The organism is Paenibacillus sedimenti (assembly GCF_014534655.1).
GTDB lineage: Bacteria > Bacillota > Bacilli > Paenibacillales > NBRC-103111 > Paenibacillus_E > Paenibacillus_E sedimenti.
The window spans coordinates 12,710-33,203 of record NZ_JACVVD010000003.1 but is presented as its reverse complement, the minus strand read 5'-3'; the positions used below and the strand labels follow the sequence as shown (position 1 = coordinate 33,203).

Below are 20,494 nucleotides of genomic sequence, written 5' to 3'. Positions count from 1 at the left end.
ATGGGGATCATCACCTACTTGGAAGCCATCCGCTCTGCAATGAGCGAGGAAATGGAGCGGGATGAGCGTGTTTTTGTGCTTGGCGAGGATATCGGCAAGGGCGGCGTGTTGAACGCGACCAAAGGCATGCGCGACAGATTCGGCGAGCTGCGCGTACTCGATACGCCGCTCTCCGAATCTGCGATCGTCGGCGTGGCCATTGGAGCCGCCATGGTCGGCATGCGGCCGATCGCGGAAATTCAGTTTGCCGATTTTATATTCCCGGCAACGAACCAAATCATCAGCGAAGCGGCGAAAATTCGTTACCGCTCGAATAACGACTGGAACTGCCCGATCGTAATCCGCGCTCCATATGGAGCGACTGGAGGCGGCGGGCTGTACCATTCGCAGTGCCCGGAATCGGTCTTTTTCGGCACGCCGGGACTCAAAATCGTCGCCCCGTCCACCGCTTACGATGCTAAAGGCTTGCTGAAAGCGGCAGTTCGAGACGAAGATCCCGTCCTTTACTTTGAGCATAAGAAATGCTATCTCTCCGTCTCCGACGAAGTGCCTGACGAAGATTTTATCGTCCCCATCGGTAAGGCAGAGGTCAAGCGTGAAGGCGAAGATATTACAGTCATCACCTATGGTATGGCGGTTCATTACGCGCTCAGAGCAGCCATTGAACTTGAAAGCGAAGGGATCAGCGCACACGTGCTTGATTTGCGGACTCTGCATCCGCTGGATAAACCGGCGATTTGCGAGGCTGCCGCGAAAACCGGGAAAATCCTCATTTTCCATGAGGACAACAAGACGGGAGGCATCGGCGCTGAAATATCGGCTATCATTGCCGAAGAACTTTTATATGAATTGGATGCTCCGATTATGAGATGCTGCCCTCCCGATATTCCTCCGGTTGCCATGGCGCCTACCATCGAAAAATTTTATATGCCCAATGTCGATATGGTCAAGGAGGCTATGCGCCGATTAGCGGAGCTATAGTTGTGAGTTCATAAGTCCGAGCGGGGGAGGATGGACATGAGGCAAAACGAGGAGCGAGGTACTGAGGTGATTGTACCGCATTTGGCCGAAAGCCTCGTTTCGGCGATCATTGGCAAATGGTTGAAGCAGCCGGGCGATTACGTGCGCGAATATGAAGGCTTATGCGAGCTGTTGACGGATAAAGTGAATGTGGAAATGCCCTCGCCGCTGGAAGGCAAATTGGTTCATATCATCGTGCAAGAAGGAGAAAGTGCCGACGTCGGCGCTCCGATTTGCATCATCCGAGGGGGCGATGAACTACGAGCAGGAGATTCGGATGTTCCGGTAGGTGTTGAAAGCAAGGAAACCGCATCAGGCGAGCATAGCTCCCGCTACTCACCAGCCGTTCTCCGTCTTGCGAAAGAACATGGGACGGACTTGCATAAGGTGAAAGGAACCGGGCTGGGCGGCAGAATCACGCGCAAAGATATTTTAACCCATGTAAAAAATCTAGCTGATCTTCATCCTCAAACATTTCCGGTACGTCCCGCAGAAAAGCAAGAAGTTACCTCTACAAAGAATGAACCGACTGTCACACCTGCAAAGGCTTCTGAACAAAGGTCACCGATTCCTGAAGTGCGAAATTTAACAAACACGGTGCATCCCGTTACCCCTATGCGAAAGCTGATCGCTTCGCGCATGCAGCAGAGCGTTACTGAAATTCCTCACGCCTGGCTGATGGTAGAAGCGGATGTAAGCCGTCTCGTCGCCTTGCGGCAAAGGCTGAAAACCCGCTTCCAAAGCGAAGAAGGCGTGCAGCTGACGTTCACCCCGTTTGTCGTGAAAGCAATTGTTAATGCCATTAAAGACTTTCCCGTGCTGAATTCCACCTGGGCCTCTGAGAACATGATCATCAAAAAAGAGATTCACCTTTCCATCGCAATCGGCTCAGAGAATTCAGTCGTCACGCCAGTGATTCGCAACGCGGATCACAAAACGATCGCCGGATTAGCTATTGAGCTGGACGCCTTAGTTAAGCGTGCGCGAGCCGGTACATTGACGCTTGCCGATATGCATGGAGGTACGTTTACCTTCAATAACACAGGCGCTTTCGGTTCGATTCTTTCATATCCCATCATCAATTACCCGCAGGCGGCGATTATCACCTTCGAATCGATTGTCCGCAAACCTGTCGTGATTCAGGACGATGCAATTGCGGTCCGATCGATGGTCAATCTATGCCTTTCGCTTGATCACCGGATCTTAGACGGGGTCATATGCGGTCAATTTATGCAGCGAGTGAAGCAAAACCTGGAGCTGTACGATCCGGATACGATCATTTACTAGGCTTGTTACAACGATCTTCGCTACGAAAGGAGGCCGATGCGCATGAGAGAAAGTGTCATTGTTAGTGGAGCTAGAACGCCTTTCGGAAAGTTCGGAGGCGCTTTGAAAGACATTGAAGCTGTTGTGCTTGGCGGTACAGCGATGAAAGGGGCGATCGAGCGTTCCTCGCTCGATCCGGCGGATATCGATGAAGTGATCATGGGCATGGTGCTGCAAGGCGGCGCCGGGCAAATCCCCTCCCGTCAGGCGGCCAGGTACGCCGGCTTGAATTGGCATGTGACGACAGAGACGATTAACAAGGTGTGCGCCTCGGGCATGCGCAGTGTCACATTAGCCGACCAGATCATTCGCTCAGGCGATGCGGATACGATCCTTGCAGGCGGAATGGAGAGCATGAGCAACGCGCCTTATCTGGATCAAAATGCGCGTTGGGGAGCGAGAATGGGAAATCGGGATCTGATTGATCTGATGGTTCATGATGGCTTGGAGTGCGCGTTCGACAAAGTTCATATGATCGTACACGGCAGTTACGTCGCAGACGAATTTGGCATAACGCGGGGGGAACAGGATGAATGGGCGCTGCGCAGCCATCAGCATTCCATTCATGCGATGAATAAAGGCTATTTGGCCGAAGAAATCGTTCCGGTGCCGATCATTAGCAAGAGTGGGACGATTTACATGGAACAAGACGAAGCCCCGCGAGCGGACACAAGCCTTGATAAACTTGCCGGGCTGCCTTCCGTGTTCGTCAAGGAGGGAACGATAACGGCCGGCAATGCACCAGGCGTTAACGACGGTGCAGCAGCAATGGTCGTCATGTCCAAAGAGAGGTCGTTCTCAATAGGGCTCAAGCCGCTTGCGACCATCGTAGGACATGCGTCAATCGGACAGAAGGCTCGTTATATCGCAACCACACCGGCACTTGCGATTCAGAAGCTGCTGCAGCAAACTTCCATGTCCCTGGACCAGATCGACCGGTTCGAGGTCAATGAGGCGTTTGCGGCAGTCGTATTAACAAGCGGAAAGTTAATCGGTTGGGACCCTGATAAAGTCAATGTGAATGGCGGAGCGATTGCACTTGGTCATCCGATCGCCGCCAGCGGTGCCCGTATCATTCTCACGTTAATTCACGAGCTGCGCAGAATTGGCGGAGGTTACGGCATAGCGGCCATTTGCAGCGGCGGTGCGCAGGGCGATGCTATTCTTTTGCGCGTGTAATTTGCCCAATTATGAAAGAAGGTCGATCCTATGAACATCCAAACCATCATGGTCGCAGGCGCAGGGCAAATGGGCAGCGGCATCGCTCAGGCAGCTGCAGCATCCGGCTTGCACGTGCTATTCCATGATATTTCCTCGGAATTCATTCAGAAAGGTTTGGCAACGATCGCCAAACAATTAACTCGAAGCGTCGAAAAGGGGAAAATAACAGAGGAACGAAAGGGGGAGATCCTATCCCGAGTCCGGCCAACAGATCGTTTAGAACAAGCGGAACTGGCTGAACTGGTCATTGAAGCGATTATTGAACATATGGAGCTAAAAACGGCGCTATTTCAAAAGCTGGACACGATCTGTCCGGCTCACGTCATCTTGGCATCGAATACTTCGTCACTTCCGATTACGGAAATCGCAGCAGTGACAAGTCGGCCTTCACAGGTCATCGGCATGCATTTCATGAACCCTGTCCCGGTTATGCCGCTCGTTGAAGTCATTCGCGGTTTGGAAACCTCGCAAGAAGTATTCGACTCCGTCTATGAGCTTGCGAAACAAATGGGTAAAACCCCTGTGGAAGTGAACGATTTCCCGGGCTTTGTCTCGAATCGCATCCTGATGCCCATGATTAACGAAGCGATCTTTGCCGTCTATGAAGGGGTTGCCAGCATGGAATCGGTCGATCAAGTCATGAAGCTCGGAATGAATCATCCTATGGGACCGCTGGAGCTGGCCGATTTCATCGGTTTGGACACGTGTCTTTCTATCATGGACATTTTGTATGAAGGATTCAAGGATCCGAAATACCGCCCATGCCCGCTGCTGCGAAAATATGTGAAAGCGGGGCGATTGGGCCGTAAATCCGGTCATGGGTTTTATCGCTATCCATGAAATTCGACGAATTAGGAGGATGCGCATGAAACTATACACGAAAACAGGCGATCAAGGAAAGACGAGCGTCATCGGGGGACGTGTCGATAAAGACGATTTACGCGTAGAGGCGTACGGAACGGTTGATGAATTAAATTGCTTGATAGGTCAGGCCGTCAGTTTAATCATGGACGATCCTCACACATCATTCAAACAAAGTTTGCAGCAAATTCAACATGATCTGTTCGACCTTGGCGTTGATTTGGCTACATTAGCTCCCAAAGTGAATAAAATATCGCTCGCTAAAGTGGAATTCCTGGAAAAGCGAATTGATGAATTTTCAGAGCAAACACCCGAAATCACTTATTTTATTTTACCTGGCGGGTCTCCTCTGGCAGCAGCTTTGCATGTGAGTAGAGCCGTATGCCGCAGAGCGGAGAGAGCCGTCGTGAGCTTGTCTAAGCTACATGCCCTGCATCCGGAAGCCATCCAATATATGAACCGGTTATCCGATTACTTGTTTGCGGCTGCAAGATGGGTCAATCATTTGGAACAGATCGCGGACATTCGATATGAAAGCGGTTTAGCCGGGTCTCCGTAAAACGGAGATTTTTTTGTGTTCCATTAGTAGTTACAAAGTGCAGGAGGGAGGAATATAGTAAAGGAACAGCAGCGGTGGAGACAGGGGGCTTATCCATGATCACGAACGAAAGAACCTTGTATTTATTCGATGGGATTAATAAAAGTTCTGTCAAACAGATTATTGAATCCATCCTCAAACTGAATCAGTTGGATGATGAACGAGATAAAAAAGAAAAGGATTTTAAACGCGTTCCGATCGACCTCATTATTAATAGCAACGGCGGAAGCGTCTATGACGGGCTTGCGCTGATTAATGTGATTGATAACAGTAAAACGCCTGTCCATACCTATGTTTATGGACTTGCTGCCAGTATGAGTTTGTTAATCGCGGCTAGTGGTCATAAACGTTATGCCGGCCGATTGAGCACTTTTATGTATCATTCCGTCTCCAATCATATTGGCGGCCAATTCGAACGATTGAAAAACCGGCTTGATGAGACAGAGCGATTGCAAACGATTTATGATGAGTATCTGATCTCGAAAACGAAATTCCGGTTGGAAGATTTAAAAAACGTTCAGGAGCATCAGCGCGATTGGTTTATAAGCCCGGAAGAAGCATTGGAACTAGGGATCGTTGACGAAATTACATAGCAAAATGCTGAGAATTTCAGTGATTCTCGGAATCACAAGCGGGTTTTTCCCGACCATCGGCATCTCGTTTTGGAAATCCCTCAACAAAATATGGTAAAATAAGGCGATCATTGATCATTACGATACCGGAGGAGATCCCCATGACAGTCGGTTCACAAAAAGATATTGATGCTTTGAAAGAGATCGGCAAGATAGTTGCGTTGACGATAAAAGAAATGAAACAACAAGCACGGCTAGGGATGACAACGAAGGAATTAGATGAGATTGGCGGGATGATTTTGAAAAGCCATAGCGCCGTATCAGCGCCGAGAACAACGTTGAATTTTCCAGGGCACTCGTGCATTAGTATAAACCGTGAAATTGCGCATGGAATTCCGGGGAACCGCAAAATTGGGCCTGGTGACTTGATCAATATTGACGTCTGCGCGGAAAAAGACGGGTACATTGCTGATGCAGGGTATTCTTTTCAGATGCCGCCTTACCGTGACTCGGTTACGCGTCTCTGCCGCCATACCCACGATACCATGATGAAAGTCATATCGTCGTTGAAGCACGGCGTGAAAATAAACGAAATTGGCAGAATGATACAAGCTGAAGCGCAGCGCGGAGGGTATAAGGTCATTCGAAATCTGTGCAGTCATGGCGTTGGAAAAGCTATTCATGAGCAGCCCAATATTTTGCCGGTTTATAATAAGCACGATACGCGTATTCTGAAGGAAGGTTTAGTGATTACGATAGAGCCGTTCTTGTCTACAGGGGCAGAGTTTGTTGTCGAACAGCCGGATGGATGGACGCTGCGCCTGCCGGATCGCAGTTTGGCGGCGCAGTATGAGCATACCATTATTATTACAAAAAATACCCCTATGATCGTGACGGTAGCCTAATAGAAATTGATTAGAGGAGCACGCTATAGCAGCGGCTTCTTTTATTTTCCAGTATTTATTTTTTTGCGCGCCCCCACAAAACTGCGATCGGTTATGAATACTATGAGTACGTGTAATCCACCTCCAAACCACATTTAGCTGAATGATCAAAGGAGGAAAAAGTAAATGTTCAAACAATTCGACAAATTATATGGGATTGACCTAGGTACGTCCAACACGGTGATTTTTGAGAAAGGAAAAGGCATTGTGCTCAACGAACCCACCGTTATAGCCTTTAATCAACATACGGGAGAGCTATTGGCAGCCGGTGCTGAAGCTCAAGCCATGATTGGCCGAGCCCCTGCCCATGTGGATATCACGTATCCTTTAATGAACGGCGTTATTTCTAATTTTGAGAAGACAAGCAGCATGCTGAAATATTTTATTAAAAAGATTCAAGGCAGATCTTCTTTCCTGCGGAGCTCCCAAATCTACATAACGGTGCCTTGCGGCATTACGAACGTACAAAAGCGGGCTATTGAAGAAACGGTCGTCCATAAAGGAGCAAGAAAAGCGATCGCGGTGGAAGAACCTCTGGCGGCGGCACTCGGTTCCGGTATTAATCTCGACGAACCTATCGGTCACTTGGTACTCGATATTGGCGGCGGAAACTGTCAAGTGGCCGTCTTGTCGCTGGGAGGCATCGTTGCGAGTCATACGATTCCGCGCGCGGGAATGTCGATCGATCGTGACATTATGGATTATGTGAAAAAACAGTACAATCTCGAAATCGGCGAGCGTACTGCCGAAGAGATTAAGAAACAAATTGGAACGGCGATCCGTACGTCGGAAGAACGTACTATAGAAATCCGAGGGCGCAATGTGATCGACGGTTTGCCTCGTTCAATTCGGTTAGCCTCTAGTGAAATATTCATAGTTGTGAATGATTTTTTAACCGTATTGGTCGAAGCCATCCGTGCGACGTTAGAGCTTTGTCCACCTGAGCTCGCCGGCGATGTGATGGAGCAGGGGATATTGCTGTGCGGCGGCGGAGCTTTACTGGAAGGAATCGATGAGCGGATTCGTGCAGAAACCGGGGTTCCTGTGCATATCGCGGATGATCCGCTTGGATGTACGGCACTCGGTACCGGAATGATGCTGGGAGAAAACCGGTTGCCTAGCAGAGCCGCTATGCTGTCGGATCATCTTCAAGAAGCGGCAAATGAACAGTAATAATAACAAAAAGCTTAGTCCATGCCAGTTAAGGCTCATGGATTAAGCTTTTTTTGACGACTAAATGACCATTCAGGAATGAACTTCACGGAGCTTCTTACTCTCGCTTTTCCGCCTTCTAAATAGCTGATTCAAGTTGTCCAAATTGACCATAACGATACCTGCGATAATGGTGATCACGCCAAGAATCGTAATCCAACTAATAGTTTCGCCATAAAACATGGCTCCGATAGAGAGGGCGATGAGCGGCGAAACATAGAGCCATGTCGCCGGGAAGACAGGGTTCGTTTTGGCGACGAGCCAATAAAACAGACTATGTCCAACCATCGAGCCGATGACGATCAAATACAGAAGCGAGCCTATTGCGCCTGGTGATTGTAAGCTTGCGAACGGATCGTGTTCCGTAAACGCAGACAGAAGTAATAATAACAAACCGCCGTAAATCATCTGAGCCGCGTTAAGAGCTATGGGAGATGCCTCCGGGAAACGCTGGATGACCCGTTTGGAATACAGGGCTCCCCATGAATAAAAGAATTCGCCGATCAAAATCGCGATGCAACCGAGTACCCACCATCCGCTTGCTGAGAGAGTAAGGCTGGGAAGCAGCAGAAGGATGACACCGCTGAATCCTATGATACACCCCCATACAGAACGGGGTGTTGGTTTTTGTCGCATTACAACCATCTGCAGCACAAGAATCATGATTGGCCCGGTGGCCGACAGCACCGCTGCGATACCTGAGGTGACATATTGCTCGGCCCAATACAAGGTTGCGAATGTGCCGAAGGTCAAACCGATTCCTGTCAGCAGCATCTCTTTATGCAGCAGCAGAGAAAAACTCGCTTTTTTCCTCCCGACCATCCAAACGTATAAAACCAAACCTGCAACGAAAAAGCGCAAGCCCGCAGAGAAAAATGGCGGTGCAGCGGCATCGACACCAATCTTAATCGCGAGAAAGGTCGTGCCGAAAATAAGACATATAAGCAAATAATTGAACAAGATCATAGCTGCTCCCCCTTTGATATGTATCATACAAGGAAGGCAATAGAACAGATGCGCATAGATAGACCAGATTGCAGATATTTGGTGTACAATAAGGGAATAGGAGAAGGGGGCGGCCATGCTTTTCAGACAAGTTTATGATTATATCATTACCCGATTGGAACGCCAAGTTTGGCAGGCGGATGAGAAGCTTCCTTCGATCCGGCAGCTCGCTCAGGAACTGGGCGTGAATCGGCTCACCGTGCTCAAAGCGTACCAGCTTTTGAAACAAAACGGAAAAGCCTATGTGAAGGAAAAGTCGGGGTATTATATATGTCCCATTGATCCGAAGCAAATGCAAGATGAGCATCCGGAGATTCACCCCGGTTCATTCAACGGACATCTGAAAAACAACTTGTCCGAAATTCATCAAGTTCCGGTTATTTACCAATTCTCGCAAGCATTGATTGATCCGAATTTGCTGCCGAATCTGTTCCTCTCCGAATACGTGAAGAAAGTATTCGACATTTATCCCAAATTGATGGGGACTTATTCCACCGCGCAAGGGGACGAGGAGCTCCGTGAGCATCTTAGTCAGTATATGGTACGGCATCACAAGGCGCAGCTAACGTCTAGCGACTTATTGATTACAACGGGAGCGCAGCAAGCGATTGACTTGATTTCCCGAAACTATATTCGACCGCTGGATGCGATCTTGGTAGAGCGGCCGACATACAGCGCAGCCCTCGATACTTTCCGCAGTTACGGAGCCCGGTTTCTCCCGGTCGACATCACGCCGGAAGGCTATGATTTGGAGAAAGTCGAGATGCTGATGAAACAATATCAGCCGCGATTCTTTTATATGAATCCAACTTTTCACAATCCGACAGGCTATACGGTTCCATCCGGACAACGCAAGCAGCTTGTCGAACTGGCTGAACGGTATCAGTGTCTGCTGATTGAAGACGATGCGTTTCACGACATGTTTTTTGATCAAACGCCGCCACCGCCTATGTTCACATATGACACCGAAGGCTGGGTCGTGTATATCCGGAGCTTCAGCAAGTATGTGGCGCCCGGGTTGAGAATTAGTGCCATAATTGGGCGCAAAGCAGTCATTGCTCAGCTGACTACGGCGAAATCACTGGCAGATAACGGAACGCCGCTCGTCAATCAAAAAATATTTTTGCATTATTTCGAGTCGGAACGGATGCAGCAGCATTTGGAAAAACTGCGCATTGCTCTGCAAATTCGAAGAGACATTATGGAGGAAGAAGTAGCAGCTACCGGTTGGAAATGGGTGAGTCCCAAAGGCGGGCTCAACTTATGGCTGAAACTGCCCGACCATTTTCCCGTAGAATCGTTCTTGAATGAATGCTTCAGGCAATCTGTCTCCTTCGTTCCCGGAACGATCTGCGATCCGCTTAAAGAGATGCGTGAATGGATTCGTTTAAGCTACTCCTTCGTCAATGAAGGACAATTGCGTGAAGGCATCAGAAGGCTCGTGGACATTGCCCGGAGTATGAAATAGCCGCAAAACGGAGGTTCATTTATGGTTCAAGTATTGAAAGAGGAAATACGACTATCTATTCTCCTGGCCGCACAGGATGAATTTATGCAAACGGGGTTAGGGGTGGCTTCTCACATGCTTAGAAAAATTGGACAATACACAACCAAAGCTGGTTATAACCTGGAATACTCCGTCGCCGGGCAAGGAGAACCCATCCTGATCATGCACGGCGGACACTCGAATTGCAATGAGGAATTCGGGTATTTGGAACTTACCGGACGTGGGTATTCAGTGATTACACCCTCAAGGCCGGGCTATGGCAAAACTTCTAAAGAGATTGGTGAACATGAAAGCACTTCGTGCGATTCGTATCTTGAATTGCTCGATCATTTGAAAGTTCCTCAGGTTCATATAATAGCGATTTCCGCAGGTGGCCCAAGCGGCATTCATTTTGCTTCAAAATACCCCCAGCGGGTAAGAAGTCTTACGCTGCAATCAGCAGTAACGCATCAGTGGTTGACTCCTGCGGATCTATTGTTCAGGTCTGCTCAGCTCATGTTTCACCCATATACGGAAAAATATCTTTGGAAGATGCTTCGATTCATGAACATGATTTTTCCTGCCTATCTTTTTCGGAAAATGGTATCTTCATTTAGTCAGCTTAACGTTGAAAAGGTGTTACCTCAAATTAGCGAAGAAGATAAAAGGCAGTTTAAAAGCATGATAAACCGCCAGCGATCAGGGCATGGTTTTAAGATTGATTTGAAACAAACAAGTTATAATCAAAGTAACGAATTGTCCGCCATTCAGTGCCCTACATTAATCCTGCATAGTCGTTATGATGCATCAGTTCCCGTTGAACATGCCCATTACGCTCAAAAGTATATTCCAAACGCGCAGCTTTATGTGCTTGAATCATGGGGACATTTGATTTGGATCGGAGAGGGAGCGGCGGACATGTATCACAAGTTGTTTGAATTTCTGGATAACAACTAGGTTTCATGTAAAGGGAGAGGGATGGTATTATGAATCGTTTAAATGAAGTCATTGAATTAAGGGAATCCGGGCAATGGTTGGAAGCCAAGGCAATCATATTGGAGTTACTGGAGCAAGAGCCAGATAATCCGTCTTTCTGGTATCAATGCGCATGGATTCACGATGTGATGGGTTTAGAGCGGGAAGCTGTACCTTTTTATGAAAAATCGTTAGTACTAGGTTTACAAGGGGAAGAAAAACAAGGAGCCATATTAGGATTAGGCAGCACTTATCGCACATTAGGCATGTATGAACAAGCTAAAACTTTATTTGAAAAAGCGATAGAAGAATTTCCGGGAAACAGAGAGTTTCAAGTGTTTTATGCCATGGTTCTATACAACTTGAATGAACATAGTAAGGCTATGGAAATCTTATTAATACAGTTATCGGAAACTAGCAGCGATGAAGGTATTCAAACCTACAAGAAAGCGATTCATTTTTATTCCAATAAATTAGATCAGTTATGGGAGTAAAATGAGGCCTTGAATAAAATTGCCTGACCTTCCATTGGAAAGTCAGGCTTTTTGGTATTTACTACAGATCGATTGTCCCGACTTGCACAGCACCTTTTTCGCCGGCGTGATACACGGCCAATTCATTCTTGCTGTTTTCTACCACTACATAAGGGCAGCAATCGTACAAGATCAATCCTCTTAATTTACCTTCAACCCGGAATGATTCATGATGGCCTTTTTTGAGATCCGTGAAATCATTAGCTGTGTATACGACAACTTCTTTATCGCTTTGTTCTGCATAGTGATGGGATGTTTTGCTGACGATTTTGGTTTGTGGGGAATAAAAGACGCGGCCGCTGTCGTAGGCTTCGACGAAGTCATTTGCTTTATTCGCGTTATTTTTGGTGAATTCCGGCCAGATGTCGCTGAATACCATTAAGCCGTTCTTGGAATTTTTGACTAAAATGAATGGGACTTGCTCAGGGCCGTAAGGGAGAGTGAAGTGGTCTTTCAATGAACCGTTCTGATTGTCTCCTTTGGTTTGGAAAATCTGTCCTTGGTCGTCATACACATAAATCGTGCTTCCGACTTGCAGGGAGGTGAAGGATCCGGCTGTCTCTAACTTGATGTTACTTGGCTTGAGTGGTACAGGACTTGGAGGGGCAGCTTCCGTAGTAGGTGATTCAGGGGGTTTTTCTTCCGCGGCACTTACCATACTTGGCAGTGTAAGCATTGCAGTAATGGCTGCGGCGGAAAGAATGCGTAATACTTGTTTCCGCATGGACTAAACATCGCTCCTTTAATTGTGGTCTTACAAACAAAACCAATTATATCCAAATGACCCTGGTTTGGGAAGGGGTTTGTAGAAATATTTCAAAATAAATTTTCATTTATGGTGTTAAATTTCATGATTTGTTAGTAAAGATGCTAAAAATAAAGCTTGTTTTTGTTCATGATAACGATTGCAAAATGGTTGAAATTGGATTAGAGTATAGGTATCAGCATATGAAAAGAATAGCTATGAAGGCAATGGTGCCTTGGTGAAAAGAATCGTTATCCGTTCTTTGATCCTGGGCACCTTTTTGTTTTACCATCCTTTTGGTGAAGAGGTGAAAGGGAGTGAGAGATCAACCGATTCGCGCGGTCCCGCTTGCCATTAGAACGATACCGAATGTGGATCCGGGGTTGGCGCAGAAGCTGAATTTGAAACCGGGAATACGCAGTTTGGGATTGCTTACTTCCAGCATTGACGATATCGGCTATACAGCGATAGATGAGGCAACGAAAATGGCAGCAGTCGAGGTCGTTTATGCCCACTCATTTTATGCTGGTTCAGCGCATGCATCGGGTCCGTTATCCGGCGAGTTTATCGGGATCATCGGCGGTCAAACGCCTGCTGAAGTGCGCAGCGGGCTTGATGCGGCAGTGCGCTTGATGGAGAGCGGCGCTTACTTTTATTCCCTCAACGAGGAGGGAACTCATGTCTATTATGCCCATGTCATCTCCAGAACAGGGTCTTATTTGTCCAAGGTCGCAGAGATTCGCGAAGGCGAGCCGCTGTCCTATTTGATCGCTCCGCCCCTTGAAGCGGTGTTCGGTTTAGATGCTGCTTTGAAAGCCGCAGATGTCCGGATTTGCCAATATTTTGCGCCGCCGTCGGAAACAAACTTTGCCGGCGGGTTGTTAACGGGCAGTCAGTCAGCCTGCGCAGCAGCAGCCGAAGCGTTTGCCGAAGCGGTAAGGGAAGTCGCAAGAAATCCCGTGAAGCTCAGTTGAGAAAGAGCAGGTGATCACGATTGAATCGACACATGCTTGCTCTGGGCATGATTGAAACCCGGGGCGTTCCCGCATTAGTCGCTGCTGCGGATGCAGCCGCCAAAACAGCCGACGTACGCGTTACGACATATGAGAAAGCCGACGCCGGCATCGTAACGATTTATATCCTTGGGGAAGTAGCTGCAGTGAAAGCTGCTGTGCAAGCGGGCGAGAGCGAGGCCTCCAAGATAGGAACACTGTTGTCTACCCATGTCATTCCACGGCCGGATGCGTCGTTGTGGCGTTTTATACAAAAGCTGCTGCCTCTCGATGAGCTTCCGGATGCATCCATGAAGCTGAACAATAGCGGGGGGGAATCATCCTCATGAAGCTGGATCAAGATTTGCTCTCCATTCAAGAAGTCCGTGATTTCTTGCATGAGGCCAAGGCAGCTCAAAAGAAGCTGGAAGCCATGTCTCAATCGCAAATCGATGCAATCGTCGCTTCGATGGCAAAGACAGCTGAAGCGGAGGCTGGACGGCTTGCCACACTAGCTGTGGAGGAAACTGGCTTCGGAAATATGGCGGATAAGAAAACGAAAAATTTGTTCGTGGCGCGTAACGTCTACGAGGCGATTAAAGAGATGAAGACGGTGGGCATCATTAACCGGGACGAGGAACGCAAAGTTTGGGAGGTTGCACAACCGGTCGGCGTCATCGCCGCCATCATCCCATCGACGAACCCTACATCAACCGTCATGTTTAAATGCATGATCGCTTTGAAGGCAAGAAATGCGATCGTTATTAGCCCGCACCCTTCGGCTTTGCGCTGTTCGCTAGAAGCGGCGAATCTGATGCGTCAGGCCGCTGAGATAGCGGGTGCGCCTGCAGGGCTGATTCATTGCTTGCAAAAGCCGTCCATGGAGGCAAGCAATGAACTGATGAGCCACAAGCTGACGGATCTCATTATGGCGACCGGCGGAACGGCCATGGTCAAGGCTGCTTACAGCTCGGGAAAGCCCGCTTATGGCGTCGGTCCCGGCAATGTGCCTGTCTACATTCACCACAGCGCGAATATATCTAAAGCAGTGGGCGATATCGTGCAAAGCAAGACGTTCGACTACGGGACGATATGCGCCTCCGAACAAGCGCTCGTCGTTGATCTAGCGGTTAAGCGACAGTTATTGGAAGAGCTGCAGCGTCTGGGAGCTTATTTGCTGAATGATCAGGAGAAGCAAAAAGTTGCATCCGTCATCATGACCGGCAAAGGATTGAATCCGAAAATTGTCGGAAAATCACCGCAGGATATCGCTCGAATGGCTGGTATATCCGTACCGGAGCATGCCCGGGTTCTCGTTGCAGAAGAGGCAGATGTAGGACTCGAGTATCCTTTTTCCGTCGAAAAACTAACCACGATCCTTGCTTTGTACACCGTGACCGATTGGCAGGAAGGATGCCGAAAATGTATTGAATTGCTTGAGTTTGGAGGTCTGGGTCATACGCTCGGTATCCATTGTGAGGATTTGGCCGTCATAGAGGCGTTTGGACTGGAGAAACCGGCTTCGCGTATCGTCGTAAATTCAGGAACCACGTTTGGGGGAATCGGCGCTACTACAGGCATCATGCCGTCGATGACGCTGGGCTGCGGTTCATTTGGCAATAATATCACCTCAGACAACATTGGTCCGCAGCATTTGCTCAACTTGAAGCGGGTTGCTTTTGGCATACGTGAAATGAAGTTGGAGCCTGAATCGATAACAGTAAAATCGGCTGAACGGATAGCGGACACGCTGAGCGATCGAGCCAAGCTGGGTATTTCCCGTGAAGAAGTGATGCAAATTGTGAAAAGTGTGCTTTCTGACATGCAACTACATTAGTTGATTCATTTACGACATTTATATTTAATGATATTAATTATTGGAGGGATTCAAATGGCAGGAGAAATGGCGGCACTCGGCATGATCGAAACGAAAGGCTTGGTAGGGTCAATTGAAGCGGCCGACGCAATGGTCAAAGCAGCTAATGTGAAGCTGGTAGGCAAGGTACATGTCGGCGGAGGCCTGATCACCGTCATGGTTAGAGGGGATGTTGGTGCTGTTAAGGCAGCAACGGACGCAGGAGCAGCAGCTGCGGAGAAAGTGGGAGAACTCGTATCCGTTCATGTCATTCCACGGCCGCATTCAGACATTGAATTCATCCTGCCCAAGCTTGAAGGTTAAATTCATCGATGGCGCTCATTACGGAAGCCTATTTACGTTCCCGGTTAGTGAAAGGTCTGCCGGATCCTTTTCCCGTACGTGTCGGAGATAAACTGACACCGGCTGCGGTTGATTTCTTGAAAAGCAGAGGTATTGCTACTTGTCAGATAGCACCACATCCAACCATTCTACCGGATAAAATGGCTCTAAAGGATATGAGTGTGCCAGTCGGAGTATCCAACCGCCATGTCCACCTTTCTCCGGAGCATGTCGAGACGTTGTTCGGATCCGGTTACAGCTTGACGCCTATGCGTGAATTGTCGCAATCCGGCCAATTTGCCGCTCATGAAACCGTTATATTAATCGGACCGAAAGGCATCATCCGGAACGTTCGCATTCTAGGCCCTTCCAGGGGGGCTACGCAAGTGGAAGTTTCTCGGACTGACGGCTATGTACTTGGCGTGCATCCTCCTGTCAGACTATCCGGACACATCGAAGATACACCGGGAATTACTCTCGCCGGCACGAAGGGAACGGTTGTTTTGCTGCAGGGGCTTATCGTAGCCAAGAGCCATGTACATATGTCACCGCAAGATGCATCAAAGATGAAAGCTGAAAGCGGAGATCGTCTCATCCTTCAGACTTTGGGTGAACGGCCGCTTATTTTTGCAGATGTCATTGCAAGGGTTAATGAACGTTTTTCGCTCGATTTCCATATCGATACCGATGAGGCGAATGCTGCTGGTTTGAAGACAGGAGACGTTGTCCGAATGATCGGTAAAAACGGTGAAATCACGGGTTCCGTAAGGGGGTAGCTGCAGTTGGAGATCAAACTAGTGGTCGAATCGATCGTCCGGGAGCTTGTGAAAACGATGCAAACGGAAGCGGTCAAGCCACCCAAGCTGCTGTACATATTTTGCGATAGCACTGCCCAGGAAGCTTATTTGGACCACTTTATTCTGCTGCAAAAGAACGGCATCGAGCACGACATTTTGTTCCTTGACGGCGAAACCTCAGCTTGGCTGGGTAAGCACAAGATTGAGTCCGGCGCTCCCGGCAAAATCATTTTGGCCGATGAATATGCCCCTGCGCCAATCGAAGTGCCGATGGACTACGCGGGTATCGTCATTCCGGAAATCGATCTGGACAACGCGGGTAGAGTCGCTCTCGGCATGAAAGGGACTGTCAAATCGGAAATCATTTTTTCCGCGCTTGTCTTGGGTAAATTTGTGCTTGTCGGGGATGATGCGTCTGGGCTAAAACGGACAGATCGGCGAACGTTGCAAGCGCTCGGGCTGCCCAAGTCTTATCAGAATCTTTTCGAATATTATAAAAAGGAAATGCAAATGTATGGGGTGGATTTTGCTCCCGTGAAACAGTTGGCCGAAGTTGCGGTTCGCAAATGTGCAGCGAGTAAAGGCGGTCAAGAAGAAGGCTCTTTAGTTAGCGTAGTCACGACTGGTTTATCTGAAGACGCGACAGAAACTATTCTTACGTTCGAAGGTAAGCTCGTCTCCGCTGAATGGGTCAAGCAGCAGCCTCAAATCAACCGAACCGCTCGCTTAACGCTCGCCAAAGGAACAATACTATCACCACTCGCCAAAGATATGCTTAGGGAGAAAGGCATTGCCGTTCAATTCAAGGACGAGGGGTGAGATCCCGTGTTTCTCGGAAGAGTGATTGGAAGCGTTTGGGCCACCCAAAAAGAAGACGGCATGGAAAATCTCAAGCTGTTGGTGATTCAACCGACGGACTTCAAAGACCGTGATGCCGGACAAACGGTTATCGCTGCAGACCGGATCGGCGCCGGAGTAGGCGAGAAGGTAATCGTATCGCGGGGGAGTCCGGCACGCATCCTTTTCAGTGGAAAAAATGTACCCGTTGACGCGATGGTGGTAGGCATTGTGGACAGTTATGAAGTCACGGAAGTAGGTGAATGAGAGGTTATGGCGATGGAAGAGCAGAAGCAACGCGTAATCCAGGAATATGTGCCGGGGAAACAGCTGACACTTGCCCATGTCATAGCCAATCCCGATCCAATTTTATACGCCAAGCTCGGAATTGATGCAGCGAATGCGCTAGGGATTTTGACGCTTACGCCAACGGAAACGGCTATTATCGCCGCAGATATCGCGACGAAAGCCGCACCTGTGGGCATCGGTTACCTGGACCGGTTTACCGGATCGCTCGTGATCGTCGGGGAAGTGGCAGCCGTTGAAATGGCGATCGAAGCGGTCAACATCTTTTTACATGAGAAGTTAAAGTTTACTACCGCATCATTGACAAGGTCGTGACATTCATGAAAAAAGTAATGATCATCGGAGCCGTCGGCGCCGGCAAATCGACCTTAGTCAAGGCACTGTTCGGCGAACGGCAGCCGGCCACGAAAACGCAAAGCCTCGAATATCGCGATTGGTTGATCGATACGCCAGGTGAATATAGCGAGAATCCGCTCTATTATCGTTCACTCATGGCGACGTCCTTCGAAGCATCGGCTATTCTGCTCGTTCATGATGCCACCCGCACGAGGAATTACTTTCCGCCTGGATTTTCCAATGGATTTCCCGTACCCGCGATCGGAGCGGTCACGAAAATCGATCATCCGAAAGCGGATGTGGAGCGGGCCGTGTTGCTGCTCCGGCAATCTTTGCCGGATGGGGATATTTATATGACTTCCGCAGCCAGTAATCAAGGCATAGAAGTATTGAAGCAGAAACTGCAAACCTTCGTTTTCAATGTGTAGCAGCAAAAATTCATGTCTGTGAGGGAATTTCTATGACGTCTGTCATTCAACTCTGCATAGAACATACGTTTTTGACGCCGGAGGAAGCGGGTATCATTGAGGATTTGTCTCGCCATCTACAATTGTTCGCGGATGCTTCTCAATCGGATGTGTTCATCGACTGTCCGCTCACAGATAACAGTTCGGCAATCGTTGTCGCTCAGGCGCAACCGTCCACGGCCCCGTCCCTCTACAAAACATCGGTTGTCGGGCAATATGCCTATGCTCAAAACGAACCCGCTGTCATGTTCTGCCTGCTGTCAGGTAAGCCGGTTAACGGCTCCAGAGGGATTTCACAGGAACAAAGAGCCATGCAGCAAAATGTGGTGCCGATTTGGTCGACAAGCGGCAAAGTGATTGGCGCGCTTATTATGGAACAGGATATTTCAGAAAAGATAGAACAGGAAAAGAATGTGGAACGTCTTATCGAAACAACGGAACAGTTGAGCAAGACGCTGCTGAGTGTCGCCATGTCGGAAGGAGGAATGCAGTCCCTGATGCACGAAGGGATCCTATTGTTTGACGAGAAAGACTGCGTAACCTATACGAACCCGCGATCTCGGGAAATGCTCAGGGAAATTGGTCATGTGGGCGTGCTGGAAGGCCGCAGTTTTGACCAATTATTTTATGGCCGATTAAAACTGGCGAGCGGGCTTGGCCAAACCGGTGTTTTTCGTGATGAGTTTCAAATGGGAAATATTGCTTTCGAGTTGAAAGCAGTTTCTATGTATCGGGACCACCAAGCTGTCGGTGGATTTATGCTGATTCGTGACATTTCAGACTTGAAAGAAAAAGAGAAGCAGCTGAGCATGAAATCGGCCGTTATCAAAGAAATTCATCATCGCGTCAAAAATAACCTTCAAAACGTATCCGGCCTGCTCCGCCTGCAGATGCGCAGAACGAAGCAAGAAGAAGTGAAGAAGGTATATCAAGACAGCATTCATCGCATTAACAGCATTGCAATCATTCATGAAATGCTCGCTTTCGATGGGTTGGACACGGTCCCCTTCAACGATGTTGTGGATCGGATCGCCAAAAACATCATTTCCTCTTCGGCCAAACCGGATCAGACGATTCGGGTCGAGATTCGTGGTGATGAGCTTATTTTGCCATCAGATATAGCGACGACACTTGCTCTTGCAATTAATGAACTCGTGCAAAATTGCGCGACGCATGCTTTTAAGGAAAGAGCTCAAGGTGACATTGAAATCGCAGTTCAGGTAAGCGGACAAATGGCCAGGTTGAAGGTTTCCGATAACGGATGCGGTATTCAAAGGCCTGACGGATATGAAGGTACGACCAGTTCAGACAGAAAGAACCACCTCGGTCTGAAAATAACGGAGACCCTTGTACAGGAAAATCTGAACGGGATTATGCGCGTAGATTCAGATGCCCGGGGGACTCAAGTGCAGATCACATTCCAGCTATGCCTAACGAAGCCGGAGGAGGATGAAGCGCTGTGAAAAATGCCATCGTCGTTGTGGATGATGACCCGATCATTCGAATGGACATCCGGGAAATGCTGGAGGAAGAAGGCTATTGGGTAGGTGGAGAGGCCAAAAACGGTCAGGAAGCGATCGAGCTGGTGGCCAAGCTGAAGCCCGATCTCGTCATCATGGATGTGAAGATGCCCGTGATGAACGGGATCAAAGCTACTCAGATCATCCGGCGAATGCAGGATACCTCCGTTCTGCTGCTTACCGCTTACAGTCAGAGGGAACTGGTTGAGGATGCCCGCAGTGCCGGCGTATCGGCCTATCTGGTTAAACCGGTATCTGATGCTGATTTAATTCCGGCCGTTGCCATCGCGCTTAGTCAAAAGGAAAAGATGGATGCACTAAAAAAAGATATGAATCAGCTCAAACAAACATTGGATGAGCGCAAAATCGTGGAGAAAGCAAAGGGAATCGTCATGAAAGCTTATGGTCTGGACGAGGAGGAAACTTACCGGAAGATGAGGAGCGCGAGCATGTCGACCGGTATACCGCTGTCTAAGCTTGCTGCCGGCATTTTGGAAGACGGACTGGATAAACATGTAGGAATCCTTCAGAACAGGTGAAAGTC

Annotated in this window: 24 protein-coding genes; 22 read left to right on the top strand and 2 right to left on the bottom strand. The window is 48.6% G+C overall.

Annotated features, from left to right (window positions below; all coding sequences use genetic code 11):
* The 8 genes from ICC18_RS08785 (at nucleotide 1) to ICC18_RS08750 (ending at nucleotide 7,715) form a co-directional block, all read left to right on the top strand.
* Entirely contained in the window at nucleotides 1-981 is a 981-nt protein-coding gene (locus ICC18_RS08785; RefSeq protein ID WP_188174033.1) for an alpha-ketoacid dehydrogenase subunit beta, read from the top strand.
* Nucleotides 982-1,017: 36 nt separating this feature from the next.
* Nucleotides 1,018-2,307, top strand: a complete 1,290-nt coding sequence (locus tag ICC18_RS08780) for a dihydrolipoamide acetyltransferase family protein (protein ID WP_188174032.1) — start codon at nucleotides 1,018-1,020, stop codon at nucleotides 2,305-2,307.
* Between the two features lie 42 nt (nucleotides 2,308-2,349).
* Nucleotides 2,350-3,525, top strand: a complete 1,176-nt coding sequence (gene mmgA, locus ICC18_RS08775) for an acetyl-CoA C-acetyltransferase (protein WP_188174031.1) — start codon at nucleotides 2,350-2,352, stop codon at nucleotides 3,523-3,525.
* A gap of 30 nt (nucleotides 3,526-3,555) precedes the next feature.
* Nucleotides 3,556-4,407: a 3-hydroxybutyryl-CoA dehydrogenase gene (locus ICC18_RS08770; RefSeq protein ID WP_188174030.1), complete on the top strand. Its 852-nt coding sequence runs from the start codon at nucleotides 3,556-3,558 to the stop codon at nucleotides 4,405-4,407.
* Nucleotides 4,408-4,432: 25 nt separating this feature from the next.
* Nucleotides 4,433-4,987 (top strand): cob(I)yrinic acid a,c-diamide adenosyltransferase, encoded by a 555-nt coding sequence (locus ICC18_RS08765; protein ID WP_188174029.1) that lies wholly within the window; start codon nucleotides 4,433-4,435, stop codon nucleotides 4,985-4,987.
* A 95-nt stretch (nucleotides 4,988-5,082) separates the two neighbouring features.
* Entirely contained in the window at nucleotides 5,083-5,619 is a 537-nt protein-coding gene (locus ICC18_RS08760) for an ATP-dependent Clp protease proteolytic subunit (RefSeq protein WP_188174028.1), read from the top strand.
* A gap of 140 nt (nucleotides 5,620-5,759) precedes the next feature.
* Nucleotides 5,760-6,503: a type I methionyl aminopeptidase gene (map, locus tag ICC18_RS08755; protein WP_188174027.1), complete on the top strand. Its 744-nt coding sequence runs from the start codon at nucleotides 5,760-5,762 to the stop codon at nucleotides 6,501-6,503.
* Nucleotides 6,504-6,668: 165 nt separating this feature from the next.
* A complete protein-coding gene (locus ICC18_RS08750; RefSeq protein WP_188174026.1) occupies nucleotides 6,669-7,715 on the top strand; it encodes a rod shape-determining protein in 1,047 nt (348 codons plus the stop codon).
* 72 nt (nucleotides 7,716-7,787) lie between these two features.
* Here the strand turns inward: ICC18_RS08750 and ICC18_RS08745 are convergent, their stop codons facing one another.
* Nucleotides 7,788-8,720, bottom strand: a complete 933-nt coding sequence (locus ICC18_RS08745; RefSeq protein WP_188174025.1) for a DMT family transporter — start codon at nucleotides 8,718-8,720, stop codon at nucleotides 7,788-7,790.
* 115 nt (nucleotides 8,721-8,835) lie between these two features.
* On the opposite strand from ICC18_RS08745, the gene ICC18_RS08740 reads away from it, so the two are divergent.
* From ICC18_RS08740 to ICC18_RS08730, 3 genes are read left to right on the top strand one after another with little or no spacing between them, the layout of a single operon-like run.
* Entirely contained in the window at nucleotides 8,836-10,227 is a 1,392-nt protein-coding gene (locus tag ICC18_RS08740) for an aminotransferase-like domain-containing protein (RefSeq protein WP_188174024.1), read from the top strand.
* Nucleotides 10,228-10,248: 21 nt separating this feature from the next.
* Nucleotides 10,249-11,202: an alpha/beta fold hydrolase gene (locus ICC18_RS08735; protein WP_312029501.1), complete on the top strand. Its 954-nt coding sequence runs from the start codon at nucleotides 10,249-10,251 to the stop codon at nucleotides 11,200-11,202.
* Nucleotides 11,203-11,231: 29 nt separating this feature from the next.
* On the top strand, nucleotides 11,232-11,714 hold the full coding sequence (locus ICC18_RS08730; RefSeq protein ID WP_188174023.1) for a tetratricopeptide repeat protein: 483 nt from the start codon (nucleotides 11,232-11,234) through the stop codon (nucleotides 11,712-11,714).
* 61 nt (nucleotides 11,715-11,775) lie between these two features.
* On the opposite strand, the gene ICC18_RS08725 is transcribed toward ICC18_RS08730, so the two are convergent.
* A complete protein-coding gene (locus ICC18_RS08725) occupies nucleotides 11,776-12,477 on the bottom strand; it encodes a hypothetical protein (RefSeq protein ID WP_188174022.1) in 702 nt (233 codons plus the stop codon).
* Between the two features lie 338 nt (nucleotides 12,478-12,815).
* Here ICC18_RS08725 and eutL point away from each other — a divergent pair, with 338 nt between their 5' ends.
* The 11 genes from eutL to ICC18_RS08670 are packed head-to-tail and all read left to right on the top strand — an operon-like array spanning nucleotide 12,816 to nucleotide 20,489.
* On the top strand, nucleotides 12,816-13,472 hold the full coding sequence (gene eutL, locus ICC18_RS08720; protein ID WP_188174021.1) for an ethanolamine utilization microcompartment protein EutL: 657 nt from the start codon (nucleotides 12,816-12,818) through the stop codon (nucleotides 13,470-13,472).
* Between the two features lie 20 nt (nucleotides 13,473-13,492).
* On the top strand, nucleotides 13,493-13,840 hold the full coding sequence (locus tag ICC18_RS08715; RefSeq protein ID WP_282559200.1) for a BMC domain-containing protein: 348 nt from the start codon (nucleotides 13,493-13,495) through the stop codon (nucleotides 13,838-13,840).
* On the top strand, nucleotides 13,837-15,327 hold the full coding sequence (locus ICC18_RS08710; protein WP_188174020.1) for an acetaldehyde dehydrogenase (acetylating): 1,491 nt from the start codon (nucleotides 13,837-13,839) through the stop codon (nucleotides 15,325-15,327). Before ICC18_RS08715 ends, ICC18_RS08710 begins: the two co-directional genes overlap by 4 nt.
* A gap of 54 nt (nucleotides 15,328-15,381) precedes the next feature.
* Nucleotides 15,382-15,669, top strand: coding sequence for an ethanolamine utilization microcompartment protein EutM (gene eutM / locus ICC18_RS08705; RefSeq protein WP_188174019.1), 288 nt, complete (start codon nucleotides 15,382-15,384; stop codon nucleotides 15,667-15,669).
* Between the two features lie 8 nt (nucleotides 15,670-15,677).
* The gene (pduL, locus tag ICC18_RS08700) at nucleotides 15,678-16,463 is read left to right on the top strand and encodes a phosphate propanoyltransferase (RefSeq protein WP_188174018.1); all 786 of its coding nucleotides are present in this window, start codon (nucleotides 15,678-15,680) and stop codon (nucleotides 16,461-16,463) included.
* Between the two features lie 6 nt (nucleotides 16,464-16,469).
* Nucleotides 16,470-17,303: a hypothetical protein gene (locus ICC18_RS08695; protein ID WP_188174017.1), complete on the top strand. Its 834-nt coding sequence runs from the start codon at nucleotides 16,470-16,472 to the stop codon at nucleotides 17,301-17,303.
* A gap of 6 nt (nucleotides 17,304-17,309) precedes the next feature.
* A complete protein-coding gene (locus ICC18_RS08690; RefSeq protein WP_188174016.1) occupies nucleotides 17,310-17,588 on the top strand; it encodes a EutN/CcmL family microcompartment protein in 279 nt (92 codons plus the stop codon).
* Between the two features lie 12 nt (nucleotides 17,589-17,600).
* Nucleotides 17,601-17,942, top strand: a complete 342-nt coding sequence (locus ICC18_RS08685) for a BMC domain-containing protein (protein WP_188174721.1) — start codon at nucleotides 17,601-17,603, stop codon at nucleotides 17,940-17,942.
* 5 nt (nucleotides 17,943-17,947) lie between these two features.
* A complete protein-coding gene (locus ICC18_RS08680; RefSeq protein WP_188174015.1) occupies nucleotides 17,948-18,391 on the top strand; it encodes a EutP/PduV family microcompartment system protein in 444 nt (147 codons plus the stop codon).
* A gap of 32 nt (nucleotides 18,392-18,423) precedes the next feature.
* Nucleotides 18,424-19,893, top strand: a complete 1,470-nt coding sequence (locus ICC18_RS08675) for a GAF domain-containing sensor histidine kinase (protein ID WP_188174014.1) — start codon at nucleotides 18,424-18,426, stop codon at nucleotides 19,891-19,893.
* On the top strand, nucleotides 19,890-20,489 hold the full coding sequence (locus ICC18_RS08670) for an ANTAR domain-containing response regulator (RefSeq protein ID WP_188174013.1): 600 nt from the start codon (nucleotides 19,890-19,892) through the stop codon (nucleotides 20,487-20,489). The genes ICC18_RS08675 and ICC18_RS08670 overlap by 4 nt, the downstream gene beginning before the upstream one ends.
* Nucleotides 20,490-20,494 lie beyond the last annotated feature (5 nt).